This is a genomic window from Borrelia sp. P9F1 (assembly GCF_030436115.1).
In the GTDB taxonomy this organism is placed as follows: domain Bacteria; phylum Spirochaetota; class Spirochaetia; order Borreliales; family Borreliaceae; genus Borrelia.
On the sequence record NZ_CP129407.1, the window covers coordinates 669,819 to 690,043 of the forward strand.

Annotated in this window: 12 protein-coding genes and 1 tRNA gene; 4 read left to right on the forward strand and 9 right to left on the reverse strand. The window is 32.0% G+C overall.

All coding sequences use genetic code 11. The annotated features are described in order from the left end of the window. A complete protein-coding gene (locus QYZ68_RS03245; RefSeq protein ID WP_301384140.1) occupies positions 1–1,848 on the reverse strand; it encodes a fructose-specific PTS transporter subunit EIIC in 1,848 nt (615 codons plus the stop codon). A gap of 93 nt (positions 1,849–1,941) precedes the next feature. Here QYZ68_RS03245 and pfkB point away from each other — a divergent pair, with 93 nt between their 5' ends. Further along, positions 1,942–2,907, forward strand: coding sequence for a 1-phosphofructokinase (pfkB, locus tag QYZ68_RS03250; protein WP_301384141.1), 966 nt, complete (start codon positions 1,942–1,944; stop codon positions 2,905–2,907). A gap of 12 nt (positions 2,908–2,919) precedes the next feature. Here the strand turns inward: pfkB and QYZ68_RS03255 are convergent. The 5 genes from QYZ68_RS03255 to QYZ68_RS03275 form a co-directional block, all read right to left on the reverse strand. Continuing rightward, positions 2,920–2,993 (reverse strand) — tRNA-Asp (locus QYZ68_RS03255). A gap of 25 nt (positions 2,994–3,018) precedes the next feature. Next, positions 3,019–4,866: an exodeoxyribonuclease V subunit alpha gene (recD, locus tag QYZ68_RS03260; RefSeq protein ID WP_301384142.1), complete on the reverse strand. Its 1,848-nt coding sequence runs from the start codon at positions 4,864–4,866 to the stop codon at positions 3,019–3,021. A 17-nt stretch (positions 4,867–4,883) separates the two neighbouring features. Then, entirely contained in the window at positions 4,884–8,336 is a 3,453-nt protein-coding gene (gene recB, locus QYZ68_RS03265) for an exodeoxyribonuclease V subunit beta (RefSeq protein ID WP_301384143.1), read from the reverse strand. Positions 8,337–8,341: 5 nt separating this feature from the next. After that, complete coding sequence (locus QYZ68_RS03270) at positions 8,342–11,566, reverse strand: PD-(D/E)XK nuclease family protein (RefSeq protein WP_301384144.1); 3,225 nt, start codon at positions 11,564–11,566, stop codon at positions 8,342–8,344. An 8-nt stretch (positions 11,567–11,574) separates the two neighbouring features. Continuing rightward, positions 11,575–13,020 (reverse strand): nicotinate phosphoribosyltransferase, encoded by a 1,446-nt coding sequence (locus QYZ68_RS03275; RefSeq protein WP_301384145.1) that lies wholly within the window; start codon positions 13,018–13,020, stop codon positions 11,575–11,577. 169 nt (positions 13,021–13,189) lie between these two features. On the opposite strand from QYZ68_RS03275, the gene zwf reads away from it, so the two are divergent. The 3 genes from zwf to QYZ68_RS03290 all read left to right on the forward strand — a co-directional run bounded on the left by zwf (position 13,190) and on the right by QYZ68_RS03290 (position 17,513). Then, positions 13,190–14,623 carry a glucose-6-phosphate dehydrogenase gene (gene zwf / locus QYZ68_RS03280; protein ID WP_476390623.1) on the forward strand — a complete coding sequence of 478 codons (1,434 nt, stop codon included), beginning with the start codon at positions 13,190–13,192 and terminating at the stop codon, positions 14,621–14,623. Between the two features lie 180 nt (positions 14,624–14,803). Further along, complete coding sequence (locus QYZ68_RS03285; RefSeq protein WP_301384147.1) at positions 14,804–16,144, forward strand: Na+/H+ antiporter NhaC family protein; 1,341 nt, start codon at positions 14,804–14,806, stop codon at positions 16,142–16,144. A 28-nt stretch (positions 16,145–16,172) separates the two neighbouring features. Beyond that, positions 16,173–17,513, forward strand: coding sequence for a Na+/H+ antiporter NhaC family protein (locus tag QYZ68_RS03290; protein ID WP_301384148.1), 1,341 nt, complete (start codon positions 16,173–16,175; stop codon positions 17,511–17,513). 42 nt (positions 17,514–17,555) lie between these two features. Here QYZ68_RS03290 and QYZ68_RS03295 read toward each other — a convergent pair whose 3' ends face one another. From QYZ68_RS03295 to QYZ68_RS03305, 3 genes are read right to left on the reverse strand one after another with little or no spacing between them, the layout of a single operon-like run. After that, the gene (locus tag QYZ68_RS03295) at positions 17,556–18,602 is read right to left on the reverse strand and encodes an ABC transporter substrate-binding protein (protein ID WP_301384149.1); all 1,047 of its coding nucleotides are present in this window, start codon (positions 18,600–18,602) and stop codon (positions 17,556–17,558) included. Between the two features lie 16 nt (positions 18,603–18,618). Further along, a complete protein-coding gene (locus QYZ68_RS03300) occupies positions 18,619–19,410 on the reverse strand; it encodes an ABC transporter permease (RefSeq protein WP_301384150.1) in 792 nt (263 codons plus the stop codon). Between the two features lie 9 nt (positions 19,411–19,419). Beyond that, on the reverse strand, positions 19,420–20,223 hold the full coding sequence (locus QYZ68_RS03305) for an ABC transporter permease (protein ID WP_301384151.1): 804 nt from the start codon (positions 20,221–20,223) through the stop codon (positions 19,420–19,422). Positions 20,224–20,225 lie beyond the last annotated feature (2 nt).

A 20,225-nucleotide genomic window follows, 5' to 3' on the forward strand; every position in this document is an offset into this window, starting at 1 on the left:
TTAACTCCCATCTCTTTTCATAAACCCCAGTGATATTGCCGTTACTATGCTTCCTATCAGGATAGATATTATCCACATTAGGGGGTTAGCGACTATTGGGAGGATAAAAATTCCTCCATGCGGAGCCATGAGCTTTACTTTAAATAGCGCAGACAAAAACCCTCCTATAGATGATCCCAGTATGCAGGCAGGTATAATCTTTAAAGGGTCTGATGCTGCTAATGGAATTACTCCTTCTGTAATAAAACATGCACCTAAAAAATAGCAAACTTTACCAGTTTCTTTCTCTTCTTTTGAGAACTTACTGCTGAAAATACTGGTTGCAAGTGCTACTCCAAGCGGGGGAATCATTCCGCCTGCCATTATGCTTGCGTGGGGAATATAATTGTGAGCGGTTATCATCGCAATCCCGAATGCATATGCTGCTTTGTTCACGGGGCCTCCCATGTCTATTGCCATCATTCCACCTAACAAGGCGCCAAGTAGTGCCATATTCGTACCACTAAGTGTATTTAGCATATTTGTTATTGATATATTAATAAATGCAATAGGTGTTAATAAGATATGTACTAAAAACCCTGATATGAGTACTGAAAAGAAAGGATAGATTAAAACAGGGTTTATTCCACTTAAAGTTTGAGGTATGGTTTTTTGGCTTATTGACTTTACCCCCAGAGTTACATATCCTGCAATAAAGCCTGCCAATATTCCACCAAGGAAACCGGCATCCCCCTTACTCATCATGAGTCCTGTAATCATACCAGGAGCAAGTCCAGGACGTTCTGCTATGCTGAACGAAATGTAGCCTGCAAGTATTGGAATCATTAAGAAAAAGGCATTATTACCACCTATTTGCATCAAAATATCTGCTATCACGTTATAGTTCGGATCATTAGGATCAAATGCTTTAATGCCAAACATGAATGATATTGTAATTATTATTCCTCCTGAGACTACAAATGGAAGCATAAATGATACTCCGTTCATTAGATGTTTATACGCTCCGTTTGTTTTTGTAGTATGCTCATTTTTTACTTTCACAAGTTTGGTTTCATAAATTTGTGCTTTGTTTTCAAGAATATTTTCAATAAGCTCTTTTGCTTTATGTATGCCATCTTTCACGCTAACTTCAATTAATGGTTTGCCATTAAATCTTTCCTTCTGGACAGTTTTCCCAGAAGCAATTATTATACCCTTCGCTCTTGCTATTTCTTCTTCTGTTATTGAATTGTCAACCCCACTAGAGCCATGAGTTTCTACTTTTATCTCTACATTTAGAGCAGCAGCAGCACGTCTCAGACTGTCAGCTGCCATGTATGTATGGGCAATTCCCACAGGACAAGCTGTTACGGCTAGGATAAAATTTGCAGAGTTAGATTTATCGGGTGTGTCATTTACGTCACTACTTAAAATGATGTTTAAAAACCTATTTGTATCATTTATAGTCATAATTTCTTCTCTTAAAGCATCATTGTTGAATATGTTATTAAGGGAAGATATTACCTTAATATGAGCATTCCCGGTAATTTCTTCAGGAACAGCCATCATAAAGAATAATTTTGAAAGTTTTGCATCAGAAGCGTCAAAATCAAATCCATCGCCCGTTACTCGCAATACGGCTATTCCGTGTCTTTTAACGAAGCTACCCTTTGCATGTGGCATTGCAATGTGTTCTTCAAGGCCCGTTCCATTTGTTTCTTCTCGTTTTCTTATATTGTCTATAAAGGTTTCCTTGTCTTGCAGATATCCACTTTCACAAAGCATAGCTGCCATTTTTTCAAGCACATCGTCTTTGCTTTTAGCTTCGTAGTTCAATAATATTAGGTTTTCAGAGAATAAATGCTTCATAGAAGACTCCTTTACCATGAGTAGTACATTATAATACGTGGTTATAAACTATATAATGATTTAGTGATTTTATCTAGTTGTGAGGAGGCTGGATTGATATACACTTTGACTCTTAATCCTGCTGTTGATTATAAGATAGTTGTAGACAGGTTTCGTGAGGGATGTCTTAATCGATCTCTTATGAGCGACTTTTTTGCGGGCGGGAAAGGAATAAATGTAAGTAGTGTGCTTAAAAGTTTTGGTACAGAAAGCATAGCTTTTGGGTTTGTGGGCGGATTTACTGGTAATTACATAGAGCACTCTCTTGATTTGCTAGGAATAAAGCATGACTTTGTGAGGATAAGAGAGCATACTAGGGTAAATATTAAAATGATGTCGAATAAAGAAGAGACAGAGATTAACGGAAATTCGCCTGTAGTACTTAAGAATGACTTAGACCTTTTGATTTCAAAATTGAAGCAATTAGATGATGGTGTGCTGATAATGTCTGGTAGTATTCCAAGTTCGCTTGGAGATAGAGCGTATAATGAAATAGGTAAGCATATTTCTGACAAGGTTAGGTTAATTGTTGACACCAGTGGGATGGCTTTACATGAGGCTGTAGGACTCAAACCTTTTTTGATAAAGCCGAATATTAAGGAACTTGAGGGACTTTTAGGTGTTAAGTTGAGTTCTGTTGAGGATATAATCAGGGCTGGGAATAAATTAATAGATGAGGGAGTCGGAAATATTATAGTTTCAATGGGAGGGGAAGGGGCTGTTTTTGTAGGCGCACAAGATGTTTATTCAGCTATCGTTCCAAGAGTTGATTCACCCAGTACGATTGGTGCAGGAGATTCTGTTGTTGCCGGATTCGTGCACGCGCATTGCAATGGGAAATCTTTCTATGACTCTTTCAAATTCGGAGTTGCGACAGGCACCGCCACAGCAACAAGGGGACGGCTATGCAACCTCGATGATGTTAAAGACGCTCTTAGTAAAATTAAAATCAAGCAGATTTTTCCGGGAAACACTCCAACAACACAGAACAACAACCCACGCAAAGAAGAAAGTGAATGAGACCCGAAATACCGGGAGCGACGGGTCTTGAACCCGCGACCTCCTGCGTGACAGGCAGGCGTTCTAACCAACTGAACTACACCCCCCAAATACCATAAAAGTATATTGTTTTTATTTTTCTTTGTCAATTTGTTTTAATGCACGTATGTATTCCCGTATTTTTGAATCTCTGTCTACCGTTTTTCGGCTGACATTCTTAATGATATCTTGGCTTGATATTATTTTTATGCTTTTCCTGGCTCTCGTTATTGCGGTATAGAGTAGTTCTTTTGTTAAGAAGGGATGATTTTCTATTATGATTACTACATTTTCATATTCAGAACCTTGGCTTTTATGTATTGTTGTGGCAAAGCTAAGTTCATATTTATTTAGTAAATTAAAATTTATTTTTTTATATTTTTCATTTTCGTCTCTTTTAAATAAAGCGTAAATTTTAGAATTTTCTTTAAAGAGAATTCCTCTTTCTCCATTGAATAAATCATTTTTATAGTCATTTTGAGTAATAAGAATTATTTGTCCAACTAAACTACCATGAATTTTTTTTAGATGCATTTTTATGCTTTCATTTATTCTTTTTGTTCCAAATTTCCCAAAATTTCTTGAGCATAAAATGGTCTGGGTGGTTAAAATGCTAATAATTGATTCTATTTTTTCATCTGTTAGTAATTTAAGATTAAAGCTGGATGTTTTCTTGTATAGGGTTTTTGTGTAATTGAGTAGTTCATTTTCTATGCTTATTTTGTTTATTTCCTTTAAAATTATGCTGTTACTATTATTAATTTGATTAAAGATCAACTCTTCATTTTCCTTGTATATTGCTTCTGCTAGTAGGTTAATCTCATGATTGCTTCTGAAATTCTTTTTAAGTATTTCTACATTTTCATTATTTATGTCTTTTATTTTAACAAGGCTTGCATACACGTTGCCCCCAGATATTGATGGAAGCTGATTTTTATCTCCTGTTATTATAAGTTTTGTGTTTATATGGATTGCCTTGAGCAATCTTAAAAAAGTGCTTGCATCTACCATGGATGCTTCATCAATTATGATTATGTCAAATTCCAAAGGGTTTTTTTCGTTGTATTTGTAGCCTTTATTGATAAATGAAATTTTTAATAATTTATGTACCGTGCCATATTCTGTTTCAAGATTTTTAAATGTTTCTTTTAAGCTTGATTTTAGTTTTTGGCTTGCTTTTCCCGTTGGCGCTATGAGAGCTACTTTTTGTTTAGTCCCTAAATTAATATCGATTGCTTTTAGAATATAACTGATAGTTGTTGTTTTTCCTGTACCAGGACCACCGCTGAGTATAAAAAAGTTACTTTTTAAAGATTTTTCAATTGAGCTTACTTGTTCTGTGCTTAAACCTTTAGTATTTAAATTCGTCATGATATGTTGTACTGTCTGCTCGCTAATTTTACTTCTGCTATTTTTGATTCTTTCGTCTATCTTTTTAATTAACTCTTCTTCTTCCCTGAAATTTTTTTGAGTGTAGATATTAGTATTGTTTTCTAATATTAAGGGGGTTGTTATTTTTTCATTTAAATTAAGGTCTTTTATTATATTGCGTTGCTTTAAACATAATATCATTTCGTTGATTTTAGTTATTTTTGTAAATTGTTTAAGTTCTTCCAGTATTTGTATTGATTTTTTATAAAATTTGTCCTCTTCTTCAAGTTCAAGGTAGGCACTCTCTATTGTTTTTGTAATGTTGTACACTAGAAAACTGATATTAGCTCTTAAGTGCCCTTCAGAAAGATAATTGAATAAAAATATTAAAAATATATTAAGCTCCTCATACATGCCGTCTTTTACGTTGCCCATAAGTAGATGTGATTTGTAATAATTTCCTATGTTTATGTTTAGTGTTTCAATTATTTCATAAATTTTAAGTTCGGGATTTAAGTAATTTCTTTTATTATCTTTTAAGAATTCTCTTAAGACTAAATAATTTCTCATATTTTCCTTATAACCACTTAGGTTGTAACTATCTGTTCCAAGTCTAATTCTTTAAAGTTTGGCAGGGCCGTATAGATTCCATCCTGAGAGTCATACTGATTTTCTGTCCTCTTCCCAAATGCTCTTGTAAAGAGGTATATTATCCCCCCGAAGTTTTTGTCATACTTATCCATGTTCTTAAAGAGTATTTTTTTTAACCCCAGTGCATAAATTTTGTATTGTAAGTCATAGCGCTCTTGTTTCATTACTTTTTTTAAGTTTTCTAGATCATAATCTTGTATGCTTTGTCCAAGATAATTTGTTTTATAGTCTAGAATATACACTTTATTGTTAATTTTAAATGTAAGATCAATTATGCCTTTAATGTATCCGTCTTTTAAATCTAAATTAAGACTTTTGCAATTCAAAAAAAGATTCCTCTCTTCATTAGGTTTGCTATCTATTTTAATTAAAAATTCCATTTCCTTTTGTAATTCCTGAATATCGCATAACCTTGCGTCAATAAATTTAATTTTTATGCTCAATATATTGTAAATCATCTGTAAAAGTGCTTCTTGTATCTCAGATGTGTTTAGATTGGAATTGAAATATCTTATTTTTTTTTGTATAAGACTCAAGTTCATTTCTTGAAAATTTTTAAAAGTATCTTTTGCAACGCTAAAATCTATATCTTCCATAATGGCATGCAAAATATTTCCAATATCTTTACCCCTTGGAAGTGTTTCTTTAATGGGATCATCATTAGCATAATCTGCATCATCTTTTATGTCTCTATTTGTGTGATATATTGATTTGTGAACTGCGGCGAGGCTTGTGTAGCTGTGTGTGTTTTCTTTTTTAAATAAACTTTTATTTATTGGCGGCGGCGGGATTAAGGTCGCGTTTGCATTGTAGTCAGCGTCTGGTTTGTTGAATTGATGTATTTGCAATAAATCGTGTACATTAAAGTTCAGGTTTATACCGTAGATTGTTTTTGTTTCTGCTAGTGCTAGCATTATTTGCGTTACTTTTCCTTTATTGATAATAAATAGTGCGAAGCGAGCCCTTGTCGTTCCTACGTAAAAAAGGTTTTTTTCTTCGTTTAAGAATTTAAGTGTAGCAAGTTCTCGATTTTCTTTTAATTTGAGAAAATCGTACTCTATTCTGTCTTCAGAACAAAATTTATAGAATGGTTCGGATGGTTTGAGTAAGGTTTTATTTTTATTGTCTTCCAAGTCGCCTATTAGAAACACAATGTTAAGGCTTAGTCCTTTTGATTTGTGAATTGTGAGTATTTCTATAGATTTACTATCTTTGATTTCTAGCTTATCTTCATCTTCTTCAAAATCTTTGTTTATTATATGGGCTTCTAGTGTAGATATTACTGATTCTACAGTCTTTTCCTTGTAGTAAATTTTGGAAACAAGATCTAGGCTTGTCTCATGATTGTTAAGTTCCTCAAATTTCCCCTCATTTATGAGTGTTTCTCTATAGCTTTTTTTTGTGATTGCAAATTCACTAAAGGGTGGACTATTGAAATTTTTTGCCAAGTTTATCCAAAAATCTTTGTTTGATATGATTGTATCTATTGCTTTTATTAGTGTTATTTCTTTATTCTCAAGTAAGTATATGATGTCGCTAATGGATTCTTCTATGTAGTGGAGCTCATTTCTTTCCATTAAAGCTAGATACAGTTCCCAGGGAAGATTTATTATTTGGCTGATTAATACATAGTTTAAAGTTTTAAATTCTTGATTTCTGTCTAGACATTTGAGTAAGTAAAATATCTCATCAAATTCTTTCGTTTTAAAGAATGATCTTTCAGTTTTGCTTGTTTTAATGTTTTCGCTTTGGAGTGCCTTATCTATTAAATATATTTCTTTTGATGTTCTACAGAGTATTGTAATATCGGACTCTTTGATTTTCCTAAGTCCTCCATTTTCACATATTTCCCCATTTGTTAGCAAATATTTGATTGTGAGTGCTGTTTTTTGTATAGTGTTCTCTTCCCCCTCTATTATGTTTATTCCTTCTATTTCTTTATTGTTTATAAAAATGTTATTGCTATCATTTTTGGGTTCTGTTTTTGAGCTATTAAATTCAATTTGTTCAATTTTGGACGTCCATGTTTTATTGTAAATATTTCTAAACATAATATTCAAAGGTTCAACTAACTTTTTGTTGGTTCTATAGTTTGTTCCTAGGGTTATTCTTGCCTCTTCCTTCGTTTTATGCTTTATTCCTTGGTTATAAAATGAAACATCAGCATTTCTGAATGCATAAATTATTTGTTTAGGATCGGCTATAAACACTAACTTTATGCCACAGGAGTTGAGAATTTTAAATATTTCTATTTGCAAAAGATCTAAATCTTGTGCTTCATCTATTAGTATTATTTTGTATTTATTTTTTAGTGAATTCAATAAGGTCTTGTCAGAAGACTTTAGGTGCTTTTTAAAGTTTAGTATTACGTGTTTTTGGTCTATTGTATTTGTTGCATCAATAACGTTTGAAAGCTCTCTTTCTATATATTTAAGAATTTTATGTTTAACACTCAATTTAATATATTTTCTAAGTTTGCTCTTATGGATTTTTTTCTTGTCTGGTTTTTGTTCCCTATCTGTATTTGTCTCATGACTAAGCTCTATTAAAGAATTCTTAATCCATATTTCTTTATCCGAGAGAGTAGTATTTTTATTAATGTTGGATGTTATTATTTTGTATAGAAATTGATTGTTTATAAGTATTTCTGTTATTTTTACTATATCTTCCTCGTTTCTATATTTAATTTCTGAAATTTTAGTTCCTTGATTATGTTTATGAAGGAAAGTTCTTTTTTCTTCCGTACTCATTGTGTTTAGCGTTTCTACTATTAGTTTATATTTCTCAATTAGTTTGTCTTTATTGGCAAGTATGCTTTGAAAAATAGTTTGTTTCTCTATCCAGTTTCCAAGTTCTTCTGTCTTGTCTCTTTTATAAGCCTTTCTTATGCTTCTAAGCATTTCGTCTGTGTTTCCAAAATTGGATTTAAAGATTTCAAATTCATAATTCTTTATTGCTAATTCTTTTTTAAGTACCTCTGTTTTTCTTAAAAGTTCATAGACTATTTCATCTATTTCTGATGTAAAACTCTCTTTTACCCTATATTGAGAGAAATTTTCTGTTTCAATTTGAAAATTATTAAGGGCGTGTAGTGCAAATTTGTGTATCGTTGAGATGAAAATTTTATTTGATTGTGTGTAAATTTCTTTTAGTAATTTTTCTGTTTTGGAATTTTTGTATGCATTCTCAATTGACTTTAATATTCTGGAGCGCATTTCCTCTGTTGCTTTTTTTGTAAATGTCAATACCAGTATCTCGCTTGGAGAATATATTTTGTTTGTTAGCAAGCTTGTAATGGTGTGTTCAAGTGTATATGTTTTTCCAGTTCCTGCCGATGCCTCAATTAGTATCTTTTCATTTTGCTTAATTTTATTCAGTATTTCTTGCATAAAAATTAACTTTGAATTTTCATAAATTTAATATAAAAATCTTTTAGTAGTTTTTCTAAATTTTTATCTATGTTTAAATGATTGGTATCTTTAAATCTATTGTAATAAGGGCAACATGTGATGTCTTTTTGTTCAAGGAAATATTCCATATTTTTTGTAATAGCAAGGCTTTTTTGAGTGCGTCTTATTTGTGATTCGAGCTCGGTAGGAAATTCATTTATGTCTTTTATTTTATTTAAGCTTTTATTTATTAAGTCTTTGTAGATGGGCGTGGGATAGCTTGAGATATATGCAATTTGTTTTAATAAGTTTTCAAGTTCTGCAAGGTTTATTGCTGTGCCCTCGTAGGCATTATCAAGTGACAATTGAGCAGTTTCATAAGAGATTTTGATTTCTTGAATTGAATTTATATCCTTAACTTCGCTTTTTAAAATTAATCCTAGTATGTATAGGTCTATTTTCCTGGCAATAGTGTCTGTGCTGTATTCTTTTTTTTCTAAATTGCAGTAATAATACCTATTATCGATCTTGTATATGTTTTGAAAGCTTCCATTTAATTTAAATTCTAATGTTTCATCTTCAAAGCTAATAGGTATTATTTTATTTAATGTAGTATCGATTGCTTCCATTTTAAAAAATTCTTGAAAGTTTATTTCAATGCTACTTTTTATCTCATTGAGTTTTGATATAAATTCTTTCTTAATCATTTCTCTTTTGAAATTAATAGGAACTACCCCTTTTTGAATTTTATGTGCAATTATGCTATCTATTCTTTCAAGTATTTGATGTTCGCTAATTTCATTTTTTATATATGCGTGTATTGATATAAATTCGTTCATTAAACTGTAGCTAAAGTTAACAATATCCACAATTTGTTCTTCTTGTTTTTCCTTGATTTCATTGATTTGGCTTATGTCTTTAATGTGTACGTTTAGTATTTTTTCATAAAAGTGTTTGTATGGGTTAGTTATGGCTTTATTAATATCCTTTATTCCTAGAGAGATTGGTCCCCTTAATTTAACTCTTTTTTGTATAAATTTTGTATGATTACCATTCTTTAGTGATTCTGCAATGCAGAAGGCATTTGTATCGTAGTTTATTAAGTAGCTAGCTTTTTGTTCTTTAAAATATTTAAAATCATAATTTTCTCTTGGGTGTGTTTCAATTTCTATCTCTTGTCCCATATCCTTTATGTAATCTATTATTTTGTGTATTACTTTGGGCTTGTTAATGTCTGGATTTAAAGATTTGCTTAGTGAATAATAAAGATAAAATTTATTTGATGCTGCAAAGATTATGTTGATTAAATTTGAGATGTTGTTTTGCTCTACATTAGCATAATCATAGTATTCATTTAGTAGGTTCATGTTATCGAAGGTTATGTTTGAATTTAATTTGTCAGCTCCTAGGAAGTGGATTTCAGATTTCAGTAGATATTCAATTTTATCAGAGCTAGCAACAAGTATTCCCATATTTTGATTCATTAATTGATATGATTTTTGTTCTAAACTTTCTTCAAACATTATTTTAAAAAGAGCAAATTCGACTTTTGTATCCTTAATTTTTTCCATGTAATCTTTGTAAAGATTATCATTAAAATCTCTTGAAAAATTTTTGAGGTATTGTACTCTTGTTCTTATGTATTCATCAATTTTGTCGTCATCTTCAAGTTTAATATATTTATTTATAAATATTTCTATTATTTCTGCCCATTCATATATTGTGTATTCCCTACCTTTAAAATAAGTTATATCTTCATACAAACTGCTTATTATGGTTTTCAGTTGTACTATTGAATTTGGGTCTTGAAAGCTTACATTTTCTTGAAGAATTTCGTTTTCATATTTTTCATCGAAAATTTCAGACATTAAGAATCTGTTAAAGCCATCTTCCCATGAATTTAAAAAGGTTTTATCATATGATAAGTTTTCTTTATGTGTGTCATTCATTCCAAAATTAATATTCATGGTGTCACTAAATGTTATTAAGTTTTGCAATTCATTTATTGATATATTGAATTTATTCAGAACCTTTGAACTACTTAAGAATTCAATTATTTCTTTTCTACTAAAGTTGCTAATGGCACCCTTGTTTGAAGTGAATAATCCCATTAATTTTTTTAAGGCCATTACGCTTTTACTTTTCGAAATGTCTTTAGAATCTAGTACATTAAAATCAACATCGTATTTGTTTAAAAATTCTTCTATGTATGGTAGGTATATGTCAATTTCTTTTGAAAGACAGGTTATTACAATGTCGTTTAGTTTTAAATTGCTGTTTTGAGTTGAGTACAAAATATTGTTTACCAAAATTTCTACTTCTCGCCTTTGTGTTGTTGCTTCTATTATTTTAAAACTTTTGTCTAGGCTTATTAGAGCAGTTTTTGATATGATGCTATTTTTAAGGCTTGCTAAGAAATTTTTCTCTTCAAATAAGTTAATGTCAATTTCGTTTTCTATTTGTACTTCCAAATTATGTTTCTCTATTTTTGTTGGAAGAAGCTCGTCTATTAAAACAGATTGGTAATAAGTTACGTCTTTTAAAACTAGTTCATGGACGTCAAGTTTGAAAATTTTTTGCAAATAGTACAACATTTTTTTGTCAATTTCTCTTGTTTCTCCAATGATTATTATTCTTTTTGTTTCAACGTTTTTAGGGGATCCTTTTGTTTCATTTTCCATTTGTTCATATAAGTCAAAGATGTTGATTTGGTTTTCAAATAGTTTTTTAAACATTTCCTTTTGCATTGATTCATATCGAAAGTTGATTTTGTCTTTAAACAGGACTTTGTCCTGTCTCCAATTTTCAATTATTTTAAAAAATTTATCGTAGTATTTGTGAAACAAGACCACTGCCTTTGATGCGAAAATATATCTGTTTTTGATTGATTTGAATCGATTAACGTTTTTTATTTTATTCTCTTTTAGTATGTTGTAGAGGATAAACTTTTCTGTTCCTGAATAAAGAAGTAATGTACTACTTTCTAGGAAGTGTCTTACATTCCAATTTTCTAACAAAAGATTGTATATCGTTTTCGTTATATTTTGCTTTATGTTTAGATTGTGCGAGACCCCATTCAGAGATGCTAAATATTTCTTAATTTCATCTTCAAGAATATCGCTATTTAAGATTATAACGGTCTCTTTTTTAAAAATATTATCATCTCTGATCAGTTCTTGGATTTTATTATAGATTGCACAAACTTTGCTTGTTTTGTATATTTTATACATAAATTATTTCATATAATTTTGCTTTCTTTAATTAGTCTGTTTCTCAAGTTTCTTAAGTTTTCTGTGATACTTACTTTGTATACATGGGGGTTTATTATTCTCCTGTATGTGTGATCAATCTTTTTAAGATCACTCTGAACTCTGTTCCTTAAATTTTCCAGTCTCGTTTCTGATATTTGATTAATTTTATTGGTTTCAAAGTTAGTATCCATTAAGAATTCGAAGCTTTCATAGGATTTTATTGCTTTAAATACGTTTTCTTGTAAAGGGTGGTGAATCGTGAATTTTTGTTTCAAATTTAACATTTTTCTTATCTCTTCCTCTTCTTCTTTTAAAAAAATTAGGTCAAAAATCATCTGTTCATCAGAGTATATTCTAACGATTCTTTTCTGAGAGGGTAGGGTTGATTTTTCGATGTTATTTGATATTTTCATTTTAGGAATAAAGCTCTCATTTTGGTCAATTGATATCATTTTATACACTCCTGAGAGGCTAGGGTCTCCTTGTGCGGTAACCAGACGAGTCCCTACTCCCCAAAAATCAATGGGAGCATTGATTGAGTTGAGATACATAATAATATCTTCATCAAGTTCGTTAGATACAATGATTTTGACTTCATAAAGGCCATTCTCATCAAGTTTTCTTCTTACTTCCTTGCTTAAGTATTCAAGATCTCCACTGTCAATTCTGACGGAAAAATTTTGATTCTCCTTTCTCTTCAGTGATTTGAAAACTTTAATTGCATTCTCAAGCCCACTATTAAGTGTGTCATAAGTATCAATTAGCAAGCATACGTTATTTGGATATGTTTTTGCGTATTCCCAAAAAGCTTCTTCTTCACTTTTGAAACTCATCACCCAACTGTGCGCCATTGTGCCGGTAACAGGGATATTGTATTTATATCCTGCAAGGACATTGCTTGTAAAGTCAGCTCCTCCTATGTAGGCGGCTTTACTTGCTGAGAGTGCTCCATTAATTCCTTGAGCTCTTCTAAGACCAAATTCGGCTATAGTTTGAGCGCCTGCTTCTTTAATCCTTGCTGTTTTAGTTGCAATGAGACTTTCAAAATTTATGATGTTTAGTACCAGTCCCTCTATGAGCAAAAGCTCGATGAGGTTTCCTTCAATAATTAATATTGGTTCTGAAGGAAAGACAACTCTTCCTTCTTTGATTGAGATTATTTTTATGTTTAGCTTAAGCGTCTTTAGGTATTTTAAAAATTTCTTATCAAAGTGTTTCAGTGTTTCCAAGTACTCAATTTCTTCTTCTTTAAAATGGAGTTCCTCTAGGATCCTAACCAATGTTTGCAGCCCTGCTAAAATTATGTATCCATTCTTAAAAGGGGTTTTTCTGAAGAACATTTCAAATTTCGCTCTCGGGTTGATGTCCTTTACAAAATAAGCATTCATCATCGAAAGTTCATAGAAGTCTGTAAACAGGGACATGTTATCCATTCCATGTATTATACATTATGTTAATATTTAGTTTCTAATAAATACATAATGTTTCGATTAAATGTGTTTAACTTGAACTTAAAGTAAGGGTAACTGTTCTTATGCAGGGTATTTCTTAGTTTTTGGACCGGCGATAATAGTATAATTTGTTCATTGGAGATATTTTGTGATGCAAAAGAATGTATCTGGTTTCGATATTGTAATATTTGGGGTTACGGGGAATTTGTCAAGAAGGAAGCTTATTCCTTCCCTTTTTAATTTGTATAAAGATGGTTATATTAGCGATTTTAGGGTTATTGGATTTTCTCGTAGAATTTTTAATGACGAGGAGTTTAAAGTCTACATTAAGGATGCTTTGTGGCAAGAAGAGGAACTAACCTTGGTGGACGATTTTTTGAGGTTTTTCGTTTATTTGGCAGGAGATTTTAAAGAAAAGGAAGCTTACTTTGAATTGTTTAATCTGTTGGTTAAAACAAGAGAGAGAGTATATTATTTGTCAACTTCTCCTGAGTTTTATGAAGCAATAATAGAAAACTTAAAGCCATATTCACTAACAGATATTCCTTCATGTTCTAAAATAGTGCTTGAGAAGCCTTTTGGCAGTAGTCTTGATACAGCTAGGTATCTAAACTCACTTCTTTATTCTGTTTTCAAGGAGGATCAACTTTACAGAATAGACCACTATTTGGGCAAAGAAACGGTTCAAAATATTTTTACATTTAGATTTGGAAATTCTATTTTTGAAAACATTTGGAATAATCGTTATGTGGATTTTGTTCAAATTACAGTTGCTGAAGAAGTAGGCGTTGATGGTAGATTTGAGTATTATGACTCTGCTGGTGCCTTGAAAGATATGTTTCAAAATCATATCCTACAGCTTTTAAGTCTTGTTGCGATGGAGTCGCCTATTGGATTTGATTCAGATTTTATTCATGATGAAAAGGTCAAGGTTTTAAAGAGCTTGAAAAAATTTGAAAAAGATGAAATTGAAAATCATATTGTTAAAGGACAATATTTGAGTTCTCGAGTACAAGGGCTTTTAAAGAAAGGATATAGGGAAGAAGCTGAATTTCTAAAGACTTCAAATACCGAAACTTATTTGGCAATGAAGGTATTTATTAATAATTGGCGCTGGTCTGGCGTTCCATTCTACATTAGAACAGGAAAAGCACTTGCAAGGAAATTTTCGGAAATATACATCCAGTTTAAAAAACCAGATTTCACCCCCTTTAACACTACTCCGAATAATATGTCAAATGCTTTGATTTTCAGAATTCAACCAAGAGATGGGATTGAGATTAAGTTTAATACTAAGCGACCAGGATATAATTATGAAATGCAGGAAGCTAATATGGAATTTTCTTATCACTCTTCATTTAGTAAATTTTTTGGAGAATCTTACGAGCGTTTACTCCTTGATGCTTTTTTAGGGGATAGAACCTTATATGCTCGTAATGACGAAATTGATAGTTCTTGGGAGTTCGTATCAGATATTCTTAATAAGTGGGAGGGCGTTAAGAACTGGGGTTATTTTTACGGATCCGAGGGGCCAAGTCAGGCAAATATGATTTTAGAAGAGGGTCATTTTTGGCGAAGCATATAAATATACATTTACATGCCCTTTAATGCTAGAAATAGAGATAGACTTAAGACAGCGTGTTGTAATTTTTTGCATTAAATAAAGTCTGGTTTTAGTGAGCGACAATGTGTTGGTTTGTTTGTGGAAGATCCACGGTGACATATACGTGTGGTGCAGGTGGTTTATTGTTTAAGGGTGTTTTGTATGAAGAATATTGAGTTTAAGATTAGACCAAATTTTTTAGGGCTGTTGCCTTTTATTGTTTTTGTAGTAATTTATCTAGGAACTGGTGTCTACTTGGAATTTAGGGGCGTAGAAATGGCTTTTTACCAGTTTCCTGCAAGCGTTGCGATGTTTATTGCATCTATTACGGGGTTTTTGGGTTTTCGGGGGAAATTAGAGGATAAAATTCATAGTTTTGTTGAGGGAGCTTCTCAGTATGACATAATTTTGATGTGTCTTATTTTTTTATTAGCAGGAGCTTTTTCTAATCTTTGTAAAGAGATAGGCAGCGTTGAAGCTGTTGCCAATGTTGGGCTTAGATATATAAGCTCCAAATGGGTTGTTTCAGGCATATTTTTAGTTACTTGTTTTATTTCCTTCTCAGCAGGAACTTCTGTAGGGGCAATCGTAGCGATTGCTCCTATTGCTTTTGAAATCGCGAATAAGATAGGTGCTGATTTAAGTTTAATGGCCGCTGCTGTGATGTGTGGGGCTGTATTTGGGGATAATCTTTCTTTAATATCAGATACAACTATTGTGTCAAGTCGTACTCAGGGTAGTAGTATTACAGATGTTTTTAAGGCTAGTTTTGTTTATGCATTCCCATCAGCCATATTTACTTTTTTCGGATTTTACTTTCTCTCAGGTGATTTGGCTAATGTGGAATCTCTGGTGAGTAGTTCAGTAGACTTGGTCAAAATAGTTCCTTATCTTGCTGTTATTGTTTTATCTTTGCTGGGGTTAAATGTTTTTTTTGTTTTATTTATAGGTATCGTCTTTGTAGGTATTGTCAGCATTTTTTACGAAAATTTGCAGTTTTTATACGTGATGAAAAAAATCAGTGAAGGATTTTTAAGTATGGGTGACTTAATTTTCCTCTCAATCCTTACAGGAGGGGTGTCTTTTGTTGTAATTAAAAATGGGGGGTTTAAGTGGGTTTTAGTTAAGCTTAAGACTTTAATACGAGGTAAGCGTTCTGCGGAGTTCGTAATAGCATCACTTGCTTCTGTGGTTGATGTTTTTCTGGCTAATAATACGATTGCTATTCTTGTTTGTGGCAAATTTGCAAAAGAAATATCTGTTAAGAATGAAATATCCTCTTGCAGGAGTGCTTCCCTTTTAGATATTTTTTCTTGTATTTCCCAGGGCTTTATTCCATATGGGGCTCAGATGATCATTTTAATAGGATTTTTTGATGGACTTGTTTCTCCTATGGGTATTATATCGTTTTTAATTTATCATTTATCTTTGCTACTTTTTGTGATTTTGTCCATGGTTGGTCTTGATATTAAAGGATTTTCTTGGTCTTTTTCTAGGAATTAATGTAGTTTAAATTACATAGGAGGTGTTAATGGACACGAGTAAATGTGTAATGCCAAGTTTTTTAGGACTTGTTCCCTTTCTTGTTTTTATTGTTGTATACATTGGAACGGGGGTGGCCTTAGAAATTCAAGGTGTCAAGATGGCTTTTTATCAAATGCCACCCATAGTTGCGATGTTGTTGGGTGTTGTTACAGCATTTCTTTTATTTAAGGGGTCGTTTACAGATAAGATAAACGAATTTATTAAAGGATGTGCACAGTTTGATATTACATTTATTTATTTAATATTTATGATTTCAGGTGCTTTCTCTTCTGTTTGCAATCAGATAGGTAGTATTGAAACTGTAGCGAATATTGGACTTAAATATATACCTTCTAATTTATTGGTGGCAGGTATATTTTTAATATGCCTTTTTCTCTCTACTTCAACTGGTAGTTTTATGGGTACTGTTGTGGCTGTTACTCCAATCGGACTTGAGATAGCAAATAAAAGCGGAATTCCTTTGCCAATGGTTGCAGGCGCTGTTCTTGGAGGAGGTGCTTTTGGAGATAGTATGTCTTTAATATCAGATACAACCATTATCGCCAGTCGTACGCAAGGAGTTAAGATTAGAGATGTTTTCAATAGTGGAGCTTGGTTTGCAATTCCTGCTGCCGCAATGGCAACCGTAGCGTTTGCTATTGTAGGTTCGTCTGTTGAGAATGTCAATTTTGTAAGTGATCTTACGGATATTAGTTATTTAAAGGTTCTTCCTTACCTTTTTGTTATAGTTTTTGCGTTTCTAGGGGTAGATGTGTTTTTGGTTTTATTTCTTGGGATATTGATTGCTGGTGGTATTGGTATTTTTTGTGGCGATTTAACTTTGCTTTCAATGTCTAAAAATATCAATAGGGGTCTGTTGGATTTAAGTGACATGATTATTCTCGTTATCCTTACTGGAGGAATGTCTTATATGGCTATTAAGCACGGAGGATTTGAGTGGGTTTTAAATAAGGTGAGGCTTTTAGCTAAGTGTAGGAGAAGCGCTGAATTTACGATTACTTTTTTGATAGTTATGGTTACAGGGTTTCTTGCAAATAGTGGTCTTGCGATTTTAGTTAATGGAACCGTAGCTAGGGGAATATCTGAGAGTAATTCGGTATGTCCTAAGCGATGTTCGGCTTTGCTTTCTGTTTCCTCTTGTGCTTTAATAGGAGCCTTACCATATGGTATGCACATGATAAGTGTAATAAATCTTGCAAAAGGAACCATATCTCCCGTTGACATCATTTCATTTTTGTTCTATCAAGCTTTTTTAGGCGTTATCATCATTTTGTCTATAATTGGTGTTAGTTTAAAAAGTCATATTTTGCGCTTCATTAGAAGCTAGGAAACAACCCTTGAAGAAGGTTGTTTCTCTATGAGATGTTTTTTAGGAAGCTAGTTCCACATATATCCTTAGTTGTTCTTCTTTTACTTCTCTAGGTACTGTTTTAAATACTTCCAATTTTGAAAAATCTTTTGGAAGAAATTTTTCTTCCAAGTATAATTTCATTTCAGGATTTTGCACGGCTTCTTCTTTTAAACAGCTCAATACATTTTTGTTTGGTGAATTATATCTCGTTTCTTGAAAATTTGCGTAGGACGCTTCATTTTCATAAAGAAAGTTTATGAATTTATAAGCAAGTTCTTTGTGGGGTGCGTCTGATGGAATCGCCATTACATCAATCCAAAGATTTGTTCCCTCAGGAGCATAAAAATCTAGATTTGCGTCTTTTATCATGGCATCTTGAGCTTCTCCACTCCATGTTAGTTGAATAGACGCCTCTCCATTAAGTATTAGTGATTTTGCAGCAATATCTGAGAAATATCCTACTAGTAAGGAGTTTTGTTTTTTTAGTATCTCTCCAGCTTCTCTTATTCTAGATAGGTCGTGTTCATTAAATAAGTAACCAAGTTGTTTAAGTGCAACTCCAATATTTTCTTTTGGAGAATCTAGCATTGCAATTTCTTTTCTGTATTTCTCATTAAACAGGATATCAAACCCATTCATGTCTTTTACATCAACCTTTGTCTTATTGTAAAGTATTCCCATCACTCCCCAAAACATAGGTATGGAGTAAGCGTTTCCAGGGTCATACTCTAGATCTTTAAGTTTTTCTAAAATATTATCTCTTACATTTGGCAATCTTGAGTGGTCTAATTTTTCAATCCTATTTTCACTTGCCAATTCTCCGATCAAATACTCTGAGGGTACTATTATGTCATAATAACCCTTTGTACTGTTAAACTTTGCCATCATTTCTTCATTATTATTAAAGATTTCGTAGTTTATCTTGATATTATTGTCTCTTTCAAATTGAGCTAGCAAGTCTTCATCAATGTATTCTGCCCAATTAAGGATGTTGAGAGTGTCTTTTTTCTCTTCAGGATGGCAAGATAGAACTATTAAAGCTAGTAATATTAATATTTTTTTCAAAAAAAACTCCTTTTATCTAAATTTCTGTGTCTGTTGTTAATTTTTTAATTCCTACAAATTTGTTAATAATAAATAAAAGACTAAGTATTACGAAAAATAAAATAGAAGAAATTGCATTGATAATTGGCTTTATTCCTCTTTTCGTTAAAGAATTTATAAGTATTGACAAATTGTTAAAGCCTTGTCCTGTCGTAAAGAAGGATATTAGGAAATCATCAACGGATAATGTAAATGCAATAAGTCCGCCTGTGGCTACTCCTCCAATTATTTCTGGAAATATTATGTTTTTAAATATTTGACTCTCTGAAGCCCCAAGGTCACGAGCTGCATTAATGATATTTTCTGGAAGTGAATATAGCTTGGGCAAAATGGTTATTACTACATAAGGTGTTGAAAACATTATGTGTGACATTAACATAGTGGAGAATCCTAGCTGTACTTTTATAGCCGAGTAAAATGTCATCAAACTGATGCCTGTTACAATATCAGGGTTGATTATTGGTATTTTATTGATTGATAGCAGGATTGTTTTTATTCTTTTATTTTGAGTTTTATAAATACCATAGGCACCCAGGACACCAACTGCAACAGATACTAAAGATGATATTACTGCTACGGATAAAGTGTTGTATATTACGGTTTTTATTTGCTGTGATTCGAAAACTTCTCTGTACCATTTCAAGCTAAATCCTTGCCAAAAAAAGCCATGGTCACCTGCATTGAAGGAGTAAACTACTAAAATTATTATGGGGGCATAAATAAACCCAAATGTAAAGAATAAAAAAGTGTTTTTTAATATGTTAAGCATATTGATTCCTTATTCTACATTATTTTTTTGCATTAATTTAAGTATTGTGAGGTTAAATATTAATATCACTATCATAACAATAAAAGAAATAGCAGCTCCAGTATGCCAATCTTCTACGAATAAGAATTGTTTTTCGATTAAGTTTCCAATTAAAATTTGTTTAGAACCACCTAACAAGTCTGAGATGATAAACACTGTAATTGAGGGAATAAATACCATTATTATTCCTGTTGCAAGATAAGATAATGTCAACGGCACCTTTACGTATAGTAAAATTTGCCACATTCTTGCTCCAAGATCCCTTGCCCCTTCAATATATTCGGGCTTAATTTTTAAAAGTCCTGTATATACAGGTAAAACCATAAACGGCAGGAAATTATATACCATACCGATTGTTACAGCTTGCTCGTTGTATATCAAATCCATGCTGGTAAGTCCTATTGTTTCAAGCAAGTTATTAATAATTCCATTTCTTCCTAATATCCTTATCCAAGCGTAAGTTCTAAGTAGGGTATTAACCCACATAGGAAGTATTATCATTATTATGAGTATGTTTTGAATACTTTTCTTAGATATTGATATGAACCATGCTGTAGGGTACCCAATGATAATGCAGAAAATTGTTGCAATTAACGCGAGTTTAGTGCTTCTTGAAAAAATCCTTAAGTAACTTGGTTCTAGTAGTCTGTTAAAATTTGCAAACGTAAGTTCGTCATTCTCATTAAGGAAGCCAAGGGCTATGATTATGAGCAGTGGGATTATAACAAAGATTGATAAAAATATAATATACATGCCCAATGTTATTCTGTTCATCA

Excerpts from the sequence above, each read along its gene's own strand:
- QYZ68_RS03245 (WP_301384140.1), bottom strand. The coding sequence starts at position 1,848 with ATGAAGCATTTATTCTCTGAAAACCTAATATTATTGAACTACGAAGCT.
- recD (WP_301384142.1), bottom strand. The coding sequence starts at position 4,866 with ATGAGAAATTATTTAGTCTTAAGAGAATTCTTAAAAGATAATAAAAGA.
- recB (WP_301384143.1), bottom strand. The coding sequence starts at position 8,336 with ATGCAAGAAATACTGAATAAAATTAAGCAAAATGAAAAGATACTAATT.
- QYZ68_RS03270 (WP_301384144.1), bottom strand. The coding sequence starts at position 11,566 with ATGTATAAAATATACAAAACAAGCAAAGTTTGTGCAATCTATAATAAA.
- QYZ68_RS03275 (WP_301384145.1), bottom strand. The coding sequence starts at position 13,020 with ATGGATAACATGTCCCTGTTTACAGACTTCTATGAACTTTCGATGATG.
- zwf (WP_476390623.1), top strand. The coding sequence starts at position 13,190 with ATGCAAAAGAATGTATCTGGTTTCGATATTGTAATATTTGGGGTTACG.
- QYZ68_RS03285 (WP_301384147.1), top strand. The coding sequence starts at position 14,804 with ATGAAGAATATTGAGTTTAAGATTAGACCAAATTTTTTAGGGCTGTTG.
- QYZ68_RS03290 (WP_301384148.1), top strand. The coding sequence starts at position 16,173 with ATGGACACGAGTAAATGTGTAATGCCAAGTTTTTTAGGACTTGTTCCC.
- QYZ68_RS03300 (WP_301384150.1), bottom strand. The coding sequence starts at position 19,410 with ATGCTTAACATATTAAAAAACACTTTTTTATTCTTTACATTTGGGTTT.
- QYZ68_RS03305 (WP_301384151.1), bottom strand. The coding sequence starts at position 20,223 with ATGAACAGAATAACATTGGGCATGTATATTATATTTTTATCAATCTTT.